Source organism: Caldanaerobius polysaccharolyticus DSM 13641, from assembly GCF_000427425.1.
Classification (GTDB): domain Bacteria; phylum Bacillota; class Thermoanaerobacteria; order Thermoanaerobacterales; family Caldanaerobiaceae; genus Caldanaerobius; species Caldanaerobius polysaccharolyticus.
The window spans coordinates 303,340-322,401 of the sequence record NZ_KE386494.1 but is presented as its reverse complement, the minus strand read 5'-3'; the positions used below and the strand labels follow the sequence as shown (position 1 = coordinate 322,401).

Sequence of the window (19,062 nt, the reverse complement as noted above, 5' to 3'; positions counted from 1 at the left end):
GGGGGGATTATTAAGATGTCAAAAGAAAAAAATGGTTTGAAATTGTGGTACCGTCAGCCCGCAAAAGAGTGGGTTGAGGCATTACCTGTGGGCAATGGGAGATTGGGTGGAATGGTGTTTGGCAGGACTGATGTAGAGCGAATTCAGCTAAACGAAGATTCTGTGTGGTACGGTGGTCCAAGGGATAGAAATAATCCCGATGCTCTTGAATATTTGCCTGAGATCAGGCGGCTGATACTTGAAGGCAAGGTTATAGAGGCTCAGGAGCTTGCAAATCTCACACTGGCAGGCTTGCCCGAGGCAGAAAGCCATTATGAACCGCTGGGAGATCTATATTTGAGTTTTAAGCACGATGAGGCAGATGTTAAAGATTACATAAGAGAATTAGATCTCGATACGGGTATCGTAAGGGTGCAATATGTTGTGGGCAATACAACATACGTTAGGGAAGTTTTCGCCAGCTACGTTGATAATGTTATTGTAATTCATTTGACTTCGACGAGTCCTGGCAGCCTATCGCTTAAGGTGCAGTTAGATAGGGGTAGATTCAGAAACCTTGATAGAGTTGAGCCTTTAAAGCCTGATACGCTCATCATGGGAGGAAGGTGCGGTGGCGAAAACGGTATTGTATTTAGGGCTGCGGTCCGCGCTGTTGTAGAGGGCGGCACTACAGAAGTTATAGGTGACAATTTGCTGATAAAAAGGGCAGACGCAACTACCCTATACCTTGCGGCAAATACCACGTTCCGAGAGAAAGATCCGAAAAATGCTTGTTTAAACCAGGTAGTGAATGCATCTAAAAATTCCTATGAGGTTGTACGGGAAGAACATATAAAAGATTACCAGAGGTTATTTAAGAGGGTGGACCTCCATTTAAGTTATGATGAAAAACTTGACTTACTGCCTACCGACCAGCGCCTGGAGAGGGTTAAAAACGGTTTAGAGGATAATGGCCTTATAAGCCTTTATTTCCAATTTGGTCGCTATTTATTAATATCGTGCAGCAGGCCGGGTTCACTTCCAGCAAACCTTCAGGGCATATGGAATGAGAGCATGTTGCCGCCATGGGATAGTAAGTATACAATAAACATAAATACCGAGATGAATTACTGGCCTGCAGAGATTTGCAACTTAGCGGAGTGCTATATACCTCTTTTAGATCATATAGAAAGGATGGTAGAACCCGGGCAACGGACAGCTAAAACAATGTATGGTTGCCGCGGTTTTGTGGCGCATCACAACACGGATATATGGGCAGATACAGCGCCACAGGATCGCACTGTTACAGCGACTTATTGGCCTATGGGGGCGGCATGGTTATGCTTGCACCTGTGGGAGCATTATGAATTCGGCGGGGACATTGAATACCTGAAGAAGGCGTATAGCATCATGAGAGAGGCGGCAGTTTTTCTTGTAGATTTTCTAATTGAAAATCCTGAAGGGCAGCTCGTCACGTGTCCTTCTGTTTCCCCTGAAAATACATACAGGCTTCTAGACGGACATAGAGCAGCACTGTGTATGGGGCCAACTATGGACAACGAGATAATCTATGCGCTGTTTACCCGTTGCATTAAAGCCAGCGAGATACTGGGGATAGACGAAGAATTTAGAAACCAATTAGAGGAGATATTAAAGCGGATTCCGAAGCTCAAAATAGGGAGATACGAGCAGATACAGGAGTGGCTTGAGGATTACGAGGAGGATCAGCCAGGCCACAGGCACATTTCCCATCTTTTTGCACTGCATCCGGGAAATCAGATAACACTTAGAGGCACACCTGAGCTTGTAAAAGCAGCCAAAAAGACCCTTGAGAGAAGGTTGGAGCACGGTGGCGGGCATACGGGCTGGAGTAGGGCGTGGATAATAAATATGTGGGCGAGATTGGAAGAAGCTGAACAGGCGTATGAAAATGTCCTCGCACTGTTGAGAAAGTCCACGCTGACTAATCTATTTGACAACCATCCGCCCTTTCAGATCGATGGGAATTTTGGAGGAACGGCTGGCATAGCGGAGATGTTATTGCAAAGCCACGCGGGTGAGATAAATCTTTTGCCTGCTTTGCCAAAAGCATGGGATAGCGGTTACATAAGAGGTTTGAGAGCCAGAGGTGGATTTGAAGTAGACATATATTGGGAAGGAGGAAAGTTGATAAAGGCGTTTATACGCTCTCTTTTAGGAGAACGTTGCAGGATAAGATCTAACAGTGAAATAGTGGTGAAATTAGATGGAAAAGTGATGGAAGCACATAGGCCGGAATCATGCGTGGTAGAGTTTGATACCCAAGCAGGCAAGGGTTATACCGTGGAAAGAGTATAATGATAAGGGGGTTTATCCATGAGGGGATTTGAATTGCCTTTTAGAGAAGTTCACCTTGATTTTCACACCAGCCCTGATATAGAAGGGGTTGGAGTAAAATTTGACGCTGAGGAATTTGCTACTACATTGGAAAAGGCCAGAGTAAATTCTATCACATGTTTCGCTAGGTGCCATCATGGGTACCTGTATTATGATTCTAAAAAATTTCCGGAAAGAATACATCCTCATCTTGTGAACAAGAATCTTTTAAGAGATCAGATAGAAGCGTGTCACAAACATGGAATACGGGTCCCTATATATATAACAGTACAATGGGATAAGTATACGGCAGACGAGCATCCAGAATGGTTGGCCGTAGATGAGAGCGGACGGCCTTTTGGGAATTCCACATTTGAAGCTGGGTTTTATCGCAAGCTTTGCGTTAATTCCCCTTACAGGGATTTTCTCAAGGCTTTGACATTGGAGATATTAGAGACATTTCCTGTGGACGGGCTGTTTTTCGATATTGTTCAGCCTACTCCTTGTGCCTGCAGGTATTGCAGGGAGGACATGATAAAGCAAGGTTTAAATCCTGCTTCCCTTGAAGACAGAAAAGAATTTGGCCAGATGCTTATAAACGAGTTTAAGCGAGATATGACAAATTTTGTCAGACAGTACAACAAAGATTGCACTATATTTTACAACAAGGGCCATGTGGGTCCTGCCCATAGACCTGTCGTAGACGCTTATACCCATTTTGAGTTAGAAACGCTGCCCAGCGGCGGATGGGGATATCTTCATTTTCCTGTGACAATGCGATACGCTAGGAATTTGGGGCTTGACTGCCTTGGGCAAACAGGCAAGTTCCATACCTCATGGGGTGATTTTCATTCCTTTAAAAACAAGGCGGCATTGGAATACGAGTGTTTTCGCATGTTAGCATTAAATGCTAAGTGCATGATCGGCGACCAGCTGGAACCCAACGGTAAATTATCCGATGCAGTCTACGAGCTTATCGGCTCCGTGTACTCTCAGGTGGAAAAAAAGAGCCGTGGTGTACAGGAGCTAAACCTGTGACCGAAATAGGCGTTTTTACCCCTGAAGAGTTCTACGGTGCTGAGATAGGTGGGTTGCCTCCTGCCATTATGGGAGCAAATCGCATGCTAGAGGAGGCGGGCTATCAGTTTGATATAATCGATTCGCAAAGCGATTTTTCAAGGTACAGGGTTCTTGTATTGCCGGATAATATACCTGTGTCCGAAGAATTCGCTGAAAAACTGGATAAATATGTAGCTGATGGGGGAGCAATTATAGCGTCGTTTGAGTCAGGATTAAATGAAGATAAAAGCGCATTTTCAGTAAAATCTTTCGGCATTAGATTAAAAGGCGAGGCGCCTTATAGCCCCGATTTTATACTTCCACAAGGTGAGATAGGCAAGGGATTGCCAGAAACGGAACACGTGATGTATATGAGAGGATTGGAGGTAGAGGCCGAGCAGGGCGCAGAGGTGCTGGCATATGCTGTTGTACCGTATTTTAACAGGACGTGGGAACATTTCTGTTCTCATAGGCATACTCCTTCATCGGGTAAAATAGGGTATCCTGGCGTATTGAAAAACGGTTCTGTGATTTATTTCATGCACCCGATTTTTACCCAGTACAATCAAAACGCTCCCCGTTGGTGCAAACAGCTTTTTGTAAACGCTTTAAATATCCTATTGCCGGATCCGCTCATAAAGCATAATGGGCCTAGTACCATGCTGGTAACTTTAAACGAGCAGGAACAGCAAAATCGCTGGGTGTTGCATTTACTCCATTATATACCTGAGCGGAGGAGCCAGGAGATTGATACGATAGAAGACATCATACCGCTGTATAACATAAAAGTCTCGGTAAAGTCACCTTGCAAGGTAAAAGAAGTGATGTGCGTACCCGAGGGAAAACCATTGGATTTCAATATGAACGGTGATAGAGTGGAGTTTGTTGTGCCAAAAGTAAATGGCCATCAAATGGTCGCAATAATAACCCACTGAAACGGTGGGTTATTTTTTTGGTACATGAAGGCAATAAATGAAGAAAGATGAAGAAATCGTGAGAAAAATTCTTAAAAAAAAAAAAACGGCGAATATTCCGCGAATTCAAGGAAATTTGAGCCAATTTGGACTTTGAAAATGTTTTTACGGCGGAGTAAGATAAGGTTAGAAACTTAATAAAGTTTTTTTAAAAAGATGAGAATTAAGTAGAAGAGAGAAGGGGGCAAATTCTATGAGGTAAAAAATTGAAAGATGTAAAGGATTAAAAGTTTATTTTGAGGGGGAAGGAAAATGTTATCCAGGAAGAAGATTGTAGCGCTTTTATTGACATTATTTATGATTGTTCCATGGTTTTCCGGATGTTCAAAAAGCAGTTCAAGTTCGACTAGCTCGCAGGGCAAGACAAGTACATCTAACGTGGCAGAGAGAAAGCCTGAGGATTACAAAGGGACAATTACTTTGTGGTCGTTTACTGATGAACCCAAATATATGATACAGCAATTTAATAAAGTTTACCCCAATATCAAGGTACAATTTACGCAAATGCCGTTTAACGATTACATAACAAAAATGAGATCGGTTTTGCAGGCAGGGGTAGGCGTACCTGATATGTTTAGCGGTGAGCAACAGTTTGTAAGGATATGGTCTAAAACCGATTACTGGGAAAATTTATCTGCACCGCCTTATAATGCAGACGAGATAGCGGCTAATATGGTGCCATATGTGGTTAAATTAGGTAGCGACAACAAGGGCAATATACGGGCCCTTTCCTGGCAAGCGACGCCTGGTGGGTTCTGGTATAGAAGAAGTCTAGCAAAAAAGTATTTTGGCACAGATGACCCTGCGCAGATTTCTCAGATGGCAAGTACTATGGATGGATTGTTTGACATGGGTAAAAAGGTATACCAGCAAAGCAACGGCAAAGTGCATTTACTGGCAAGCTGGCAAGACTTGCAGACTATACAGTTGGGGATCAGGAAAGATCCGTGGGTGAAAGACAATACCCTGATTGTGGACCCTGAAATGATGAAGGTTTTTGATTTGGCCAAACAAGCCAGGGATAATAATATAGAAGCAAAGATAAATCCATGGACACCTGCTTGGTCAGCTTCTATGGCACAAGGGACTGTTTTCGGTTATTTTTTGGCCAGCTGGGGATTGCAGTATGTCATAAAAGTTAACGCTCCAAAAACCAGTGGCGATTGGGCGCTAGCAAATGGGCCGGCAAAATTCTGGAATGGCGGGACATGGCTAGGAATATATTCAAAGAGCCAGAACAAAGATCTGGCGTGGCAATTTGTAAAATTTGTCACATCCAATAAAGATTATTTAAGGCAATATATAGAAGAAAAGGGCGATTTTGTAAGTTATGTACCCATAATAAAAGAGTTTGTCAATTCCGATTCCTTTGGAGAACCGTTCCTTGGAGGGCAAAATTATTACAAGATTTTAAATGACGGTGTTCAAAATATTGATCCGTCTATCGTGACGGAATACGATTCTAATATCAATTCCCTTTTTACCAACAGTGTGGGATTGTACGTAGATGGCAAGAAAAACAAACAAGATGCTTTAAATCAGTTTAAAAAAGACGTCAAAAATGCGTATCCTGATGTGAAAACGAATTAATAAGCTAACCTGTACAACCCATAGATATCTGTCTGCTATCCGACAGGGTTGTACAGGTTAATTGTAAGTAAATGGCATTTAAGGGGTGATATTATAGTGTTTAAAAGTGTTTTAAAAAAAGATAACTATGGTTACTTGTTTATAGCTCCTTATTTTATTGCCTATTTTACATTTGGTCTGTACCCTGTGTTGTATTCTCTTTATCTGAGCTTTACAAAATGGGATGGGGTTAGCGCAATTAAATTCATAGGGCTTGGGAATTATGTTAATCTTTTGAACGACGATGTGTTCTTAAAATCCATCGGTAATACCTGGATTATATGGATATTTAATGTTATACCGCAAATGTTATTGGCTATTTTTCTCGCTGTTTTACTTACTCAGTACTCCATTAAAGGAACCAGTATTTTTAGAGCCATATTTTATGTTCCCAACCTTGTCACAGCAGCATCTATAGGTGTTTTGTTTAATATTTTGCTGGATTGGCAGACAGGTACGGTTAATAAACTGTTGATATCTATGGGACTGCTTAAAGACCCTATAAACTGGTTAAATGAACCGGTTTATGCCCGTGCCACGGTTTCTCTCATTCAATTCTGGCAGTGGTTTGGTCCCACGATGATATTTTTTATAGCGGGTATAAAAGCGATTCCTGTAGAGCTGTATGAGGCCGCGTATGTGGATGGCGCAAATAGGTGGAGGACTTTTTGGACAATAACACTGCCTTTATTAAGGCCCGTAGTACTGTATCAGGCGATCACGTCGTTGATTGGAGGGATGCAGATATTTGATGTCCCTATGACTTTGACAGATGGCATGGGGTCTCCTGAAAAGTCTATTCTGACGATGGTTATGTACCTGTACAATACGGCTTTTAAGAATTACAACTATGGATATGGAGCTGCTGTGGCTTATGCCTTGTTCTTGATGATTTTGGTCTTCTCTATAATAGTGTTTAAGATTATAACCAGAAGATCCCTATACGACTGATTAGAGAGGTGAGGCGCTGTGCAGAATATAGTTTTAGAGAAAAAGACAAACATTCAACAAAAAGAAAGTAAGAGCGATATCTATGTAGTGGTAATATATGTATTTTTGATTGGGGTTGCTGTGATTTCGTTTTTGCCTTTTTATATGATGATAATAAACGCCACTCACAGCAATGATGAAATAGCTACTAAGCTGTTGCTGGCACCTGGTAGTTATTTAGTAGACAATTACGTTCGCATGATCCAGCGCATCAACATCTGGAGAGGTTTTTTAAATAGCATAATTATAGCGGTATCTTGTACGGCTTTAAGTGGCTATTTTAGCGCATTAACTGCATATGGTTTTTCAAAGTACAGGTTTAAAGGCAATAACGCGCTGTTTTGGTTTGTGCTGGCCACCATGATGGTACCCGGTCAACTAGGCCTTATAGGTTACTTTCAGCTGGTAAAAACACTGGGATTGCTGGATACTTATTGGCCTTTGATTCTCCCTTCTATTGCCAGCGCTAGCTCTGTATTCTGGATCAGACAGTAAATAGATTCTTCCATCCAGGATTCCCTGATGGAATCTGCCAGGATTGACGGATGTGGAGAATTTATGATTTTTAACAAAATAATCCTACCACTTATTTTGCCAGCTATAGCTACCATTTCAATATTCACTTTTGTGGGATCATGGAACAATTATCTCACACCATTGGTACTTATATTTACACAGGATAAATTCCCGTTACCTGTATTGGTATCCATGATGAGAGGTTTTTACGAGAGGGATTATGGCGCTATGTATTTGGGCATTGCTGTTTCTATCTTACCTATTATGATCGCATTTTTTGCCTTATCAAAGCACATCGTTGGAGGATTAACGGTAGGATCGGTGAAAGGATAATATATCGGCAAAAGCAGTTGATAACTTATCTGTCTCTCGTATAGATCCCTCGGACCCTAAGACGGTTCCTAAATACGTAGATATACTTCCTATTCCGCATGTATTGCAGCCAAAAAGCCGAAATTGGCATGTACCATATTATGAAGTTAAAATGAAACAAATTAAGCAAAGACTCCATAGGTATTTTCCTGAGACCACTGTATGGGGGTATGAGGGATTTTACCCTGGTCCTATAATAGAGGTACAAAGGAATAAGCCAGTCGTAGTGAAATGGATAAATAGCCTTCCTGACAAACACTTACTGCCTGTAGATCATACGGTTCATGGATGTATGAATACACCTGAAGTCAGGACAGTTGTACACCTGCACGGAGGGAATGTGCCTGCGGTAAGTGATGGCCATCCCGAGGCATGGTTTACAAGAAAATACGGAGAAACAGGACCGGCTTTTTCTACTAGTGTTTATTACTATCCTAATAACCAGCGAGCTGCTACATTATGGTACCATGATCATGCGATAGGAATTACGCGCCTTAATGTGTACGCTGGTTTAGCAGGGATATATTATATAAGGGACAAACATGAGAGATCTTTAAATTTGCCAAAGGGAAAGCATGAAATTCCTCTTATAATACAGGATAGGTCGTTCAATAAAGATGGTTCACTTTTTTATCCGAGTAAACCAGAGCCTCCTGTGGCAGATGTTTATCCTTCAATTGTCCCAGAATTTTTTGGCAATACAATTTTAGTAAATGGCAAGGTTTGGCCTTATTTGAGTGTAGAACCCCGCAAATACCGTTTTCGGATTTTAAACGGTTCTAATTCTAGGTTTTATAGATTAAGGTTTTCCACGGGCCAACCTTTCTATCAAATAGGAACAGATGGGGGTTTATTAGAAAGGCCTGTTGAGGTAAACACTATAACTCTAGCTCCAGCCGAGAGGGCAGATGTCATTGTAGATTTCTCAAGATATGCAGGAGAAAAAATATTGCTGCTCAACGATGCTCCCACTCCGTTTCCGGATGGTGATCCGGTAGATCCGGATACCACAGGCCAGATTATGCAGTTTAGAGTCGGATACCCTTATTTTGTGCATGATAATTCCAGAATACCCGACCGTTTGTGCCGTATTGAATGGCTGTCAGAGAGTTCCGCTATTAAAGTAAGAGATCAGGAATTAATAGAAAGTGTCGATGAATACGGTAGGCCCATTTTGCTGTTAAACAACAAGCGGTGGGATGATCCTATTGATGATACAACTTTATTCCAAAGCGTAGAAATATGGAGATTTATTAACTTAACTGTGGATACCCACCCAATACACCTTCACCTGGTGCAATTTCAGATACTGGACCGACAACCCTTTGATGTGGAACACTATAAATCTACCGGTGAAGTTGTTTTTACTGGTCCAAAAGTAAAACCGGATTTAAATGAACGGGGATGGAAAGATACTGTAAGAGCCAACCCCGGGGAAGTTACAAGAATAATTGCACGCTTTGGCGACTATACCGGCATATATCCGTGGCACTGCCATATATTAGAACATGAGGACCACGAAATGATGAGGCCATATGAGGTGAATTTTAAATTATGATTCTATAAATTTTTTAGTAAAGCTCTTGCGGTGAAGGGGAGTTATGCCGTATTTTTTTATAGCCTCTATATGAGTTTTGGTGCCGTATCCCTTGTTGCTTTTAAATCCGTATTGAGGAAAATCCTCATGGTATTTTATCATAAGCCTGTCTCTGTACACTTTTGCTATTATGGATGCCGCTGCGATAGATGCACTTTTTTGGTCGCCTTTTATGATAGAAATTTGAGGTATGGATACATCCAGCTTTACGGCATCTGTGAGGATTATATCAGGCTTTACGCGCAATTTGTCTATGGCCATCATCATGGCCTTTTTTGTGGCATTTAATATGTTTATTTCGTCGATAACGTCCTGGTCCACTAAGCCTATGCCTATGTCTACTGCCGCTTTTTGTATTTCCAGGTATAATTTTTCTCTTTTAGACGGAGTCAATTTTTTAGAGTCATTTAGGCCTTCTATGTAAAGACCCTCAGGAAGTATCACACATGCAGCTACCACCGGCCCTGCCAGCGGTCCCCTTCCCGCTTCGTCTATTCCTCCTATAAACTTGTATCCTGTATTCCTCGCCTGTGTTTCATAGCACATCATAGCGTCAAGTCTTGCTTTTTCCTGTTCTTTCAAATAATGTCTTCCTTTCATAGAGTGTTTTTAATAGATATATTCGATGGATTTTGTGAAAATCCTTCTGTATCGCATATCATGTATCGTAGGTCATGTTTTTCTTGCAAAAGCATTGATATATTGTTATTATTTATATACTGTAAAGAATTTTCAATACAAAGGTGATAGGTGTGGAAGAGGGGAAATACGTTCTTTTATTGAGCCTGTGCAGAGGGATAGGGAGCAGGCGCTTTTTTACCTTAATGGATCACTTTAAAACAGCCTTTAATGTATTTAAGGCTTCGCCGAGTGAATTGCTTGAGGTACCGGGAATAAGCGGCGAATTGTGTAATAATATAATTAAAAGCAGGGATTACGATATCGATTTTTATATTAAAAAGATGAGGTCGAAGGGAATAGATTACGTGACTTTTTACGATGACAGCTATCCAGAGCTTTTAAGGCATATATACGATCCACCCCCGGTTTTGTTTTACGCAGGAGATTTAAGTATTGACAGCATCGCCATAGCGGTGGTGGGTTCCAGAAAGCCTTCTTATTACGGGCTGAAGGCAGCGGACAGGATAGCCCGCGATCTAGCGGTTTCGGGTATCACTGTCGTCAGCGGAATGGCGCGAGGGATAGATGGCGCAGCGCAACGGGCGGCAATAGATGCTGGTGGCAAAACCGTCGCAGTTTTGGGCTGCGGTGTGGACGTAGTATATCCGCCGGAGAACAGGGACCTTTACGAAAAAATACGGGAAAAGGGGTTGGTGGTATCCGAGTATCCACCGGGTACCCAACCTGTAGCTGGCTATTTTCCGCAGAGAAACAGGATTATAAGCGGGTTGTCCAGGGGCGTGGTAGTAGTGGAAGCAGGGGAGAAAAGCGGCTCGCTCATCACCGCTCAGGCAGCGCTGGAGCAAGGAAGAGATGTCTTTGCAGTGCCGGGGAATATTTTTAGCCCTATGAGCGCAGGCTGTCACAGGCTCATAAAAGACGGGGCAAAATTGGTTACGTCGGCCCAGGACATACTTGAGGAATACCAGTGGGGGATTCACGCAGGTCCAGAGAGGGAGCATCAGGGTACAGGTGATTTAAGCGCGGAAGAAACTAAAGTTTATGAATTAATTAAGCTCAGTGAAACTATCCACATTGACGACCTTGTAGCTGTGGCGGGCATTCCTGTGGAAAAGGTAAACTCGATTTTGACTCTGTTGGAGTTAAAAGGGAAAGTCAAGAGGTTGCCGGGGAAAATCTATGAGGTTTTATAGTTTGAATTTTATAATTTTTTTGATATAATATACACTTGTATTGATCGAGGTGATATTTATGAATAAGACACTGGTAATTGTGGAGTCACCTGCTAAGGCTAAAACGATAAGCAAGTACTTGGGTAGAAATTATAAGGTCGAGGCATCTATGGGACATGTGAGGGATTTGCCTAAAAGCCAGATGGGTATAGACATTGAAAACGACTTTGAACCAAAGTATATCACCATTAGAGGTAAAGGTGAGGTTATCGACAGGTTAAAAAAAGAGGCTAAAACGGCTGAGAAGGTTTACCTAGCTACAGACCCTGACAGGGAAGGAGAAGCTATTTCCTGGCATTTAGCGCAGATATTGAATATAGACCCTGACAAGCCCTGCAGGATTGAATTTAACGAGATCACTAAAAATACCGTTAAAAATGCCGTGAAAAATCCGCGGCCTATACACGACGATCTGGTAAATGCCCAGCAGGCGCGAAGGGTGTTGGATCGACTGGTGGGGTACATGATAAGTCCGTTGCTGTGGAAAAACGTCAAATACGGATTAAGTGCAGGTAGAGTCCAGTCGGTGGCGGTCCGCATAATATGCGATAGAGAAAACGAGATAAAAGCCTTTAAACCTGAGGAGTACTGGACGATAACAGCTCTTTTAAGCGACGATTCGACGGTATTTGAAGGCAGGTTTTACGGTACTGAGTCTGAAAAACTCGATCTTAAAGATCAGCAACAGGTGATGGATATTGTCAAAGAGTTAGAAGGCGCTGAATACGTTGTCACCGGAGTTAAAAAAGGCGAAAAGAAGAGAAATCCGGCCCCTCCTTTTACTACCAGCACGTTGCAACAGGAGGCGTCGAGGAAGTACGGGTTTACGGCTAAAAAAACCATGCTTCTGGCTCAACAACTTTACGAAGGAGTTGACATCCAAGGGGAGGGTTCGGTTGGCCTTATCACATATATAAGAACGGACTCTACCAGATTATCAGAGGATGCCAAAAATGAGGCGCGTAAATTTATCTTGGAGAACTACGGCAGCGATTATGTCAGTGGCGATAAAGCCAAGGTTAAGGCATCTGGCAGAATACAGGATGCTCACGAAGCCATAAGACCTACATCGGTTTTAAGGAGACCTGAAGATGTCAAATCCTCATTGAGCAGAGATCAGTACAGGTTGTATAAATTGATATGGGATAGGTTTGTGGCAAGCCAGATGGCTGCTGCTGTATACGATACGTTGACTGTGGATATTAAGGCGGGCAGATACTTTTTTAAAGCCACGGGGTCTTCCATCAGATTTCCTGGCTTTATGCACGTATACATGGAGAGTTCAGAGGACGCTCCTGAAGAAGATAAAAATACAATACCGGAACTAACGGAAGGGCAGGTGTTAAAACTCGTAGAGATAAAGCCTCAGCAGCATTTTACCCAGCCGCCTCCAAGGTATACAGAAGCGTCGCTGATAAAAACGCTGGAGGAGAAAGGTATAGGAAGGCCCAGCACTTATGCCCCTATCCTTTCTACCATTCAGGAAAGAGGGTATGTGGTCAAAGAAGGCAAGGTATTGGTTCCTACGGAACTGGGCTATATAGTAAACGATATAATGCTTAAGTATTTTAAAGATATAGTGGATATAGGTTTTACCGCTGACATGGAAAACAAGCTGGATGCCGTAGAAAGTGGCCAGATACAGTGGAAGGAATTAGTAAGGGACTTTTACAATCAGTTTAGCAAAGAGCTCAAGGATGCTATGGAAAAAATGGGCTCATACGCCATCCCTGATGAACAAACCGATATAAAGTGCGAACTGTGCGGGAGAAACATGGTTGTAAAACACGGCAGGTATGGGAAGTTTCTGGCCTGCCCTGGCTACCCTGAGTGCAAAAACACCAAGCCGTTGTACCAGGATGCAGGGGTGGTATGCCCGGAGTGCGGTGGCAGGGTGCTTGTAAAGAGGACCAGGACGGGAAGGGTTTATTACGGCTGCGAAAACAATCCCACATGCGGTTTTATGACGTGGGATAAACCCACGGGGGAAAAATGCCCTCAGTGCGGCGGCATTTTAGTGGAGAAAAATACCAAGAGCGGCAGCATTATAAAGTGCAGCAACAAGCAGTGCAATTACGAAGTCTCCATGAATAATGAGAAAATATAAAAAATTTTTATAAATATTGCAAATGGTGTCGATTTATGCTAATATTTATGTGTTTGGTATCAAGGGGGTGCGAATTTGATAAAAGCAACCACTATAGTGGCGGTAAAAAGAGACAATAGTGTCGCAATGGCGGGAGATGGCCAGGTGACATTTGGAGAGAATACTATATTAAAACACACTGCTAAAAAGATCCGAAAGATTTATAATGGGAAAATACTGGTTGGATTTGCGGGGTCTGTAGCAGATGCTTTTGCCCTTTACGATATGTTTGAAGAAAAGCTGGAAAAGTCCGACGGCAATTTAAAGAAAGCAGCAGTAGAACTAGCATCTGAATGGAGATCTGATAGGGTGTTAAGGAAGCTGGAGGCATTACTGCTTGCGGCCGATAAAGAACAGATACTGTTGATCTCAGGGAGCGGAGAGGTTATACAGCCAGACGATCAGGTGATAGCTATTGGTTCAGGGGGTAATTACGCTTTTGCCGCAGCGAAAGCTCTTATAGAGAATACAAATTTATCGGCGAGGGATATAGCGATAAAATCCATGGAAATCGCCTCAAGGATATGCGTTTACACCAACGACAATATAAGCGTAGAAGAGCTATGAATTTTGAAAGGGGGCCGACCTTTTTGAAAAAGCAACTTACTCCCAAAGAGATCGTTCAGGAACTGGATAAATACATAATAGGGCAAACAGAGGCAAAAAAAAGCGTAGCAGTGGCTCTGAGAAACAGGTACAGAAGGTCTTTATTGCCCGAAGATTTAAAGGATGAAGTGACGCCCCATAATATTATAATGATAGGTCCGACCGGCGTTGGAAAAACAGAAATAGCCAGACGCCTGGCGAAATTGGTAGGAGCACCTTTTATAAAGGTAGAGGCTACCAAGTATACTGAGGTAGGTTACGTGGGCAGAGATGTAGAGTCCATGGTAAGAGATTTGGTAGAGGCATCTATAAGGCTGGTGAAAGAAGAAAAAATAAATGAAGTAAGCGATAAGGCTGCAAAACTAGCCGAGGAGAGATTGGTAAAAGAACTTGTGCCTTCCAGGAAAAAGGCGAGACCTCAGAGCAATCCTATGGAATTTTTGTTTTCGCTGGGCACGCAGCGCAATGAAGGTGAGGATATGCCAGATGAGGAAACGCTGGCCAAAAGGAAACATGTGCTGGAAGAATTAAGAAACGGAGAATTGGAGGATGAACTCATAGAAATAGAGGTCGAGGACTCTTCTTTGCCTTCTATTGAGTTTTTTACCAATTTGGGACCGGAAGAGATGAACGTTAACTTTCAGGATCTGTTTTCAGGGATTTTAAATAAAAAGAAGAAGATAAGAAAAGTGACGGTAAAAGAGGCCAGGCGCATATTTCAACAGGAAGAAGCTCAAAAATTAATCGACATGGATGAAGTGACTTCTGAAGCCATAAGAAGGGCAGAGCAGGAAGGTATTATTTTCATCGATGAGATAGATAAGATAGCTGGAAGAGAATACTCCTCAGGCCCTGATGTATCCCGTGAAGGGGTGCAAAGGGATATACTGCCTATAGTAGAAGGGTGCACTGTGATGACCAAGTATGGGCCTGTAAAGACGGATTACATACTGTTTATAGCGGCAGGAGCTTTTAATGTTTCAAAGGTATCCGACCTGATCCCTGAACTTCAAGGTAGATTTCCTGTTAGAGTTCACCTGGACAATTTGACAGCTGAGGATTTCAAGAGGATATTGACAGAACCTCGAAATGCACTGGTCAAGCAGTACAAAGCGTTGTTGGCAACGGAAGGGATAGATGTACAGATAACCGACGACGCTATAGAAGCCATTGCGAATATCGCTTACGAGATGAACGAGCAATACGAGAATATAGGCGCGAGAAGGCTGTATTCGGTTATGGAAAAACTGTTTGAGGATCTTTCATTCAACGCTCCGTTTGTTGAAAAATCTATAATCATCGACGGCGAATTTGTAAAAAAGCAACTGGATGAAATGATGCCGCAGAACGATATCAATGATTTTATACTTTAATGAGGTGGGTTACTGATGAGTGATTTACTGGAAAAAACGCGAAAAGTCAATAGGATACTGCAGAAATCAGGTGGGCAACCGGTGGATTTTAACGATATCGCCCGCATTTTAAGCGAAGTATTGGATGCCAATGTGTATATAACCAGCCGCAGAGGCAAGATACTAGGGCAGATGGTTTCTTTTAAACTGGCAGAAAATTTTATTGAAGGCAATAAGCTTTTGGATGAGTACAACGCGAGGCTCATGGAGATAAATGAAACCAGCGAAAATGACGTGATAAGCGATAAGTTTATTACCGTGGTTCCCATAAGCTGCGGTGGAGAAAGGCTTGGCACCCTTTTGATGATCAGATATGAGAGGTTTACCGATGATGACCTTGTACTGGCCGAATACGGGGCAACAGTGGTAGGTATGGAAATACTCAGGTCAAAGAACGAAGAAGTGGAAGAAGATGTGAGAAAAAGGGCTATGGTCCAGATGGCTATTGCCACACTGTCTTATTCAGAGCTTGAGGCTATAAGGCATATATTCAAAGAGCTAAATTCCAGCGAGGGACTTCTGGTAGCAAGTAAAATTGCCGATAAGGTAGGAATCACCCGTTCTGTTATAGTGAATGCCCTGAGAAAGTTTGAAAGCGCAGGGGTTATAGAGTCAAGGTCTTTAGGAATGAAAGGAACTTATATAAAGATACTAAACGACAAGTTGTTGGATGAATTGAATAAAATCAAATAAAAGAACTTAAGCGCTGCGTTTGATTTCGCAGCGCTTTTTTGTGCTTCAAGTTGTTACACAGCACAAAATATGAGAATTTTTGAAGGAAATATAAAAATGATGTCGAATAATTATTGAGAGGTGTTCTACATGGAAATTAATTCAATTAATATCTTATCCAGTGCCGTAAATGCCGCATGGTTAAGAAATCAGGTCATTTCTAATAACATCGCCAACGTTGATACGCCGGGTTTTAAGAGGTCTATAGTCAGATTTGAGGACATTTTGGCAGATGCATTAAGTGGAAAGTCTTTTGCGGGATATGTGACGAATCCGAGGCACATACCTATAGGGAATGAAAATGTAGAAAATCTGCAGCCTGTGGTAGAAAAAGTAGATGGTACCTCGTACAGGATGGATGGAAATAACGTGGATATTGACAATGAGATGGCGCAGCTGGCGAAAAACAACGTGTGGTACGACGCGCTTATAACCAGGATATCCGGCGAATTTAATGGGATAAGGGATGTCATTAATAGCGGGAGGTGACGAATTTGTTCTTAAGTGCTCTTGATATAAGCGCTACAGGATTGAGCGCCCAGAGGCTAAGGATGGACGTCATAGCGGATAATATCGCCAATGTTAATACTACCAGGACACCTGGTGGTGGGCCTTACAGGCGTAAAGTCGTGGTATTTAGGGAGAACCAAACAACTGATTTTGCAAGCATATTGGATAGCCAGAGGGCTAGGTTTAATGGAACAGGTGTTACGGTGGATTCCATACAGCAGGATCAGTCGCCGTTTAAAAGAATATACCAGCCAGGTCACCCTGATGCTAATGCCCAAGGTTATGTTTTGATGCCCAATGTGAACATCGTCACGGAAATGGTGGATATGATATCTGCAACCAGGTCTTATGAGGCTAATGTGACCGCAGTAAATGCCACAAAGGATATGGCTATGAAGACACTGAATATCGGTAAATAGAGGTGATTCCTGTGATACAATCTGTATCCTCTATAGGTGTTAACAACGTCTATAATGTAAGCGGCTTTTCCGCTTCCGGCAATTCTGCGATACCTGATCTCGATTTTTCTGATGTATTGAGCAATGCTTTAAAAGAACTGGATAATTTGCAAAAAGTGTCGCGCAATGACGACATTTTGCTGGCTGCTGGCCAAATAGATTTACCTCAGGTGATGATTGATGCTGAAAAAGCGAGCATAGCTCTTCAGACAGCGTTAAGCATAAGGGATAAGATCGTAAATGCCTATCAGGAAATAATGAGAATGCAGCTGTAGTAGTGGATGGGAGTAGATATGAAAGATATATTTAATAGATACACGGCGCGATTGAAGGAATACTGGAATAACCTTACAAAATCACAAAAAATAAAACTTATAGCGATTGCAGCCATAACCGTGGCGTCGGTGTTTACCCTTATGACGATTGTGACGAGGCCCAATTACGTGGTCTTGTACAGCGGTTTGAACGAAAAAGATGCCGGCGCTGTGGTAGAAAAACTGAAGAGCGACTTGAAAGTGCCTTACAAGTTGTCAAACGGTGGAAGCACCATATTGGTTCCCCAGCAGTTCAGGGATGAAGTGAGAATGCAACTGGCAACCCAAGGGCTTCCCCAAAGTGGATTTTCTATAGACGACGCTTTTAAAAATTCATCATTGGGTACCACGGATATGGAGAGGCAGAAAAGGTATTTGTATTTCCTGCAAAACGAGATCGCCGACGCTATAAAGACCATAAACGGCGTACAGGATGCCCAGGTGTTGATTGTGGTCCCTGACAGCAATACTTTTGTGCTGTCCAATGATCAGCAGGAGGCTACGGCTGCTATTAAAATCACGTTGCAACCTGGTGTCACGTTGAGCAAACAGCAGGTAAACGGCATCGTTCAATTTGTATCCAAGAGCATACAGCAGTTAAAACCTCAAAACATAACGGTAATCGATCAGAATGGCACCATATTGAATACGTCGGACAGTGATGTCAACGGGACTGATATAGGTTCTGTGGATTCTCGGTACCAGTTGCAGCGAGAAATTGAATCAAACATCAAAGACAACGTGCAGTCGCTGCTGGAGCAGGTGTTCGGGCCGGGCAATGTGGTGGTACGGGTCAATGCCAGGTTAAATTTTGACACGCAAAAAGAGACGTCGGTTCAGTATTCCCCTGTGATTGACACCAATGGAATTATAAGGAGTATACAGGAGATAAGAAAAAATCAAACAGGGGGCAATGGACCTGGTGGCACACCGGGAACCACTAATAATGGCGGAAATACTACCGTTACGGGCAATGCTTCCAATGGCAATTACAGCGAAACGAATAGGACTATAAATTATGAAATAAATGAGATAAGGAGAGAAATAGACAAGGCTAAGGGTGGTATCGACAGCTTGACTGTAGCGGTGGTAGTAAATGACAATAATTTATCTGCTGCGACGAGGCGGCAGGTAGCTCAGTTGGTGGCCAGTGCAACAGGTACAAAAAATGCCAATGTAACGGTGGATGCGATGCCATTTAACAGGAGCCTTGCAAACGAGATGGCGCAGTTGGCAAGGCAGCAGGCAGCAGCCAGGATGCGAGGGTATGTACTCATGGGCGCTTTGTTGGCGGCATTGGCTACAGGAGGGTGGTTTGCGTACAGCGCTGTGAAGAGGAAAAAAACAAAACCTGCTCATCCAACAGAGGTCGTTCCACTTTCTTCCTTACCCTCTCCTGAAGAAGGCGCCTCAGGCACCCTTGTGGACAAATTAGAAGAGAAACCGGTTTACAGGCGTGAGCTGGAGAAGCTTATAAAAGATAAGCCAGATATCGTAGCGCAGTTAATAAAGACGCTTATGCAACAGGATTGAGGTGAT

18 protein-coding genes are annotated in these 19,062 nt (G+C 42.7%); 17 read left to right on the top strand and 1 reads right to left on the bottom strand.

Going from position 1 to position 19,062, the window contains the following annotated elements; all coding sequences use genetic code 11:
* The first annotated feature begins 15 nt into the window (after positions 1-15).
* The 8 genes from CALPO_RS0102575 (at position 16) to CALPO_RS0102550 (ending at position 9,432) form a co-directional block, all read left to right on the top strand.
* Positions 16-2,316 (top strand): glycoside hydrolase family 95 protein, encoded by a 2,301-nt coding sequence (locus CALPO_RS0102575; protein WP_035172019.1) that lies wholly within the window; start codon positions 16-18, stop codon positions 2,314-2,316.
* 18 nt (positions 2,317-2,334) lie between these two features.
* Positions 2,335-3,372: an alpha-L-fucosidase gene (locus CALPO_RS14800; RefSeq protein WP_218915138.1), complete on the top strand. Its 1,038-nt coding sequence runs from the start codon at positions 2,335-2,337 to the stop codon at positions 3,370-3,372.
* Positions 3,369-4,328 carry a beta-galactosidase trimerization domain-containing protein gene (locus CALPO_RS14795; protein WP_218915137.1) on the top strand — a complete coding sequence of 320 codons (960 nt, stop codon included), beginning with the start codon at positions 3,369-3,371 and terminating at the stop codon, positions 4,326-4,328. The genes CALPO_RS14800 and CALPO_RS14795 overlap by 4 nt, the downstream gene beginning before the upstream one ends.
* 291 nt (positions 4,329-4,619) lie before the next feature.
* The gene (locus CALPO_RS0102565; RefSeq protein ID WP_026485933.1) at positions 4,620-5,957 is read left to right on the top strand and encodes an ABC transporter substrate-binding protein; all 1,338 of its coding nucleotides are present in this window, start codon (positions 4,620-4,622) and stop codon (positions 5,955-5,957) included.
* Positions 5,958-6,053: 96 nt separating this feature from the next.
* Complete coding sequence (locus CALPO_RS0102560) at positions 6,054-6,947, top strand: carbohydrate ABC transporter permease (protein WP_218915136.1); 894 nt, start codon at positions 6,054-6,056, stop codon at positions 6,945-6,947.
* A gap of 18 nt (positions 6,948-6,965) precedes the next feature.
* Positions 6,966-7,481 carry a carbohydrate ABC transporter permease gene (locus tag CALPO_RS14790; RefSeq protein WP_218915135.1) on the top strand — a complete coding sequence of 172 codons (516 nt, stop codon included), beginning with the start codon at positions 6,966-6,968 and terminating at the stop codon, positions 7,479-7,481.
* Positions 7,482-7,835, top strand: a complete 354-nt coding sequence (locus tag CALPO_RS14785; protein WP_322786091.1) for a carbohydrate ABC transporter permease — start codon at positions 7,482-7,484, stop codon at positions 7,833-7,835.
* A gap of 151 nt (positions 7,836-7,986) precedes the next feature.
* Positions 7,987-9,432, top strand: a complete 1,446-nt coding sequence (locus CALPO_RS0102550; protein WP_084295131.1) for a multicopper oxidase family protein — start codon at positions 7,987-7,989, stop codon at positions 9,430-9,432.
* On the opposite strand, the gene CALPO_RS13065 is transcribed toward CALPO_RS0102550, so the two are convergent.
* Positions 9,427-10,053 (bottom strand): ribonuclease HII, encoded by a 627-nt coding sequence (locus CALPO_RS13065; protein WP_051585789.1) that lies wholly within the window; start codon positions 10,051-10,053, stop codon positions 9,427-9,429. The genes CALPO_RS0102550 and CALPO_RS13065 overlap by 6 nt on opposite strands.
* A gap of 170 nt (positions 10,054-10,223) precedes the next feature.
* On the opposite strand from CALPO_RS13065, the gene dprA reads away from it, so the two are divergent.
* The 9 genes from dprA (at position 10,224) to fliF (ending at position 19,056) form a co-directional block, all read left to right on the top strand.
* Positions 10,224-11,306, top strand: coding sequence for a DNA-processing protein DprA (gene dprA, locus CALPO_RS0102540; protein WP_051585788.1), 1,083 nt, complete (start codon positions 10,224-10,226; stop codon positions 11,304-11,306).
* Positions 11,307-11,364: 58 nt separating this feature from the next.
* Positions 11,365-13,452, top strand: coding sequence for a type I DNA topoisomerase (gene topA / locus CALPO_RS0102535; protein WP_026485929.1), 2,088 nt, complete (start codon positions 11,365-11,367; stop codon positions 13,450-13,452).
* Between the two features lie 75 nt (positions 13,453-13,527).
* Positions 13,528-14,058 carry an ATP-dependent protease subunit HslV gene (gene hslV, locus CALPO_RS0102530; protein ID WP_026485928.1) on the top strand — a complete coding sequence of 177 codons (531 nt, stop codon included), beginning with the start codon at positions 13,528-13,530 and terminating at the stop codon, positions 14,056-14,058.
* A gap of 23 nt (positions 14,059-14,081) precedes the next feature.
* Entirely contained in the window at positions 14,082-15,470 is a 1,389-nt protein-coding gene (hslU, locus tag CALPO_RS0102525) for an ATP-dependent protease ATPase subunit HslU (RefSeq protein WP_026485927.1), read from the top strand.
* 15 nt (positions 15,471-15,485) lie between these two features.
* Positions 15,486-16,202, top strand: a complete 717-nt coding sequence (gene codY, locus CALPO_RS0102520) for a GTP-sensing pleiotropic transcriptional regulator CodY (RefSeq protein WP_026485926.1) — start codon at positions 15,486-15,488, stop codon at positions 16,200-16,202.
* Positions 16,203-16,331: 129 nt separating this feature from the next.
* Entirely contained in the window at positions 16,332-16,730 is a 399-nt protein-coding gene (flgB, locus tag CALPO_RS0102515) for a flagellar basal body rod protein FlgB (protein WP_035172013.1), read from the top strand.
* A complete protein-coding gene (flgC, locus tag CALPO_RS0102510) occupies positions 16,727-17,170 on the top strand; it encodes a flagellar basal body rod protein FlgC (protein WP_026485924.1) in 444 nt (147 codons plus the stop codon). The genes flgB and flgC overlap by 4 nt, the downstream gene beginning before the upstream one ends.
* An 11-nt stretch (positions 17,171-17,181) precedes the next feature.
* A complete protein-coding gene (gene fliE / locus CALPO_RS0102505) occupies positions 17,182-17,484 on the top strand; it encodes a flagellar hook-basal body complex protein FliE (protein WP_026485923.1) in 303 nt (100 codons plus the stop codon).
* Between the two features lie 18 nt (positions 17,485-17,502).
* Positions 17,503-19,056, top strand: coding sequence for a flagellar basal-body MS-ring/collar protein FliF (gene fliF / locus CALPO_RS0102500; protein ID WP_026485922.1), 1,554 nt, complete (start codon positions 17,503-17,505; stop codon positions 19,054-19,056).
* Positions 19,057-19,062: the final 6 nt, after the last annotated feature.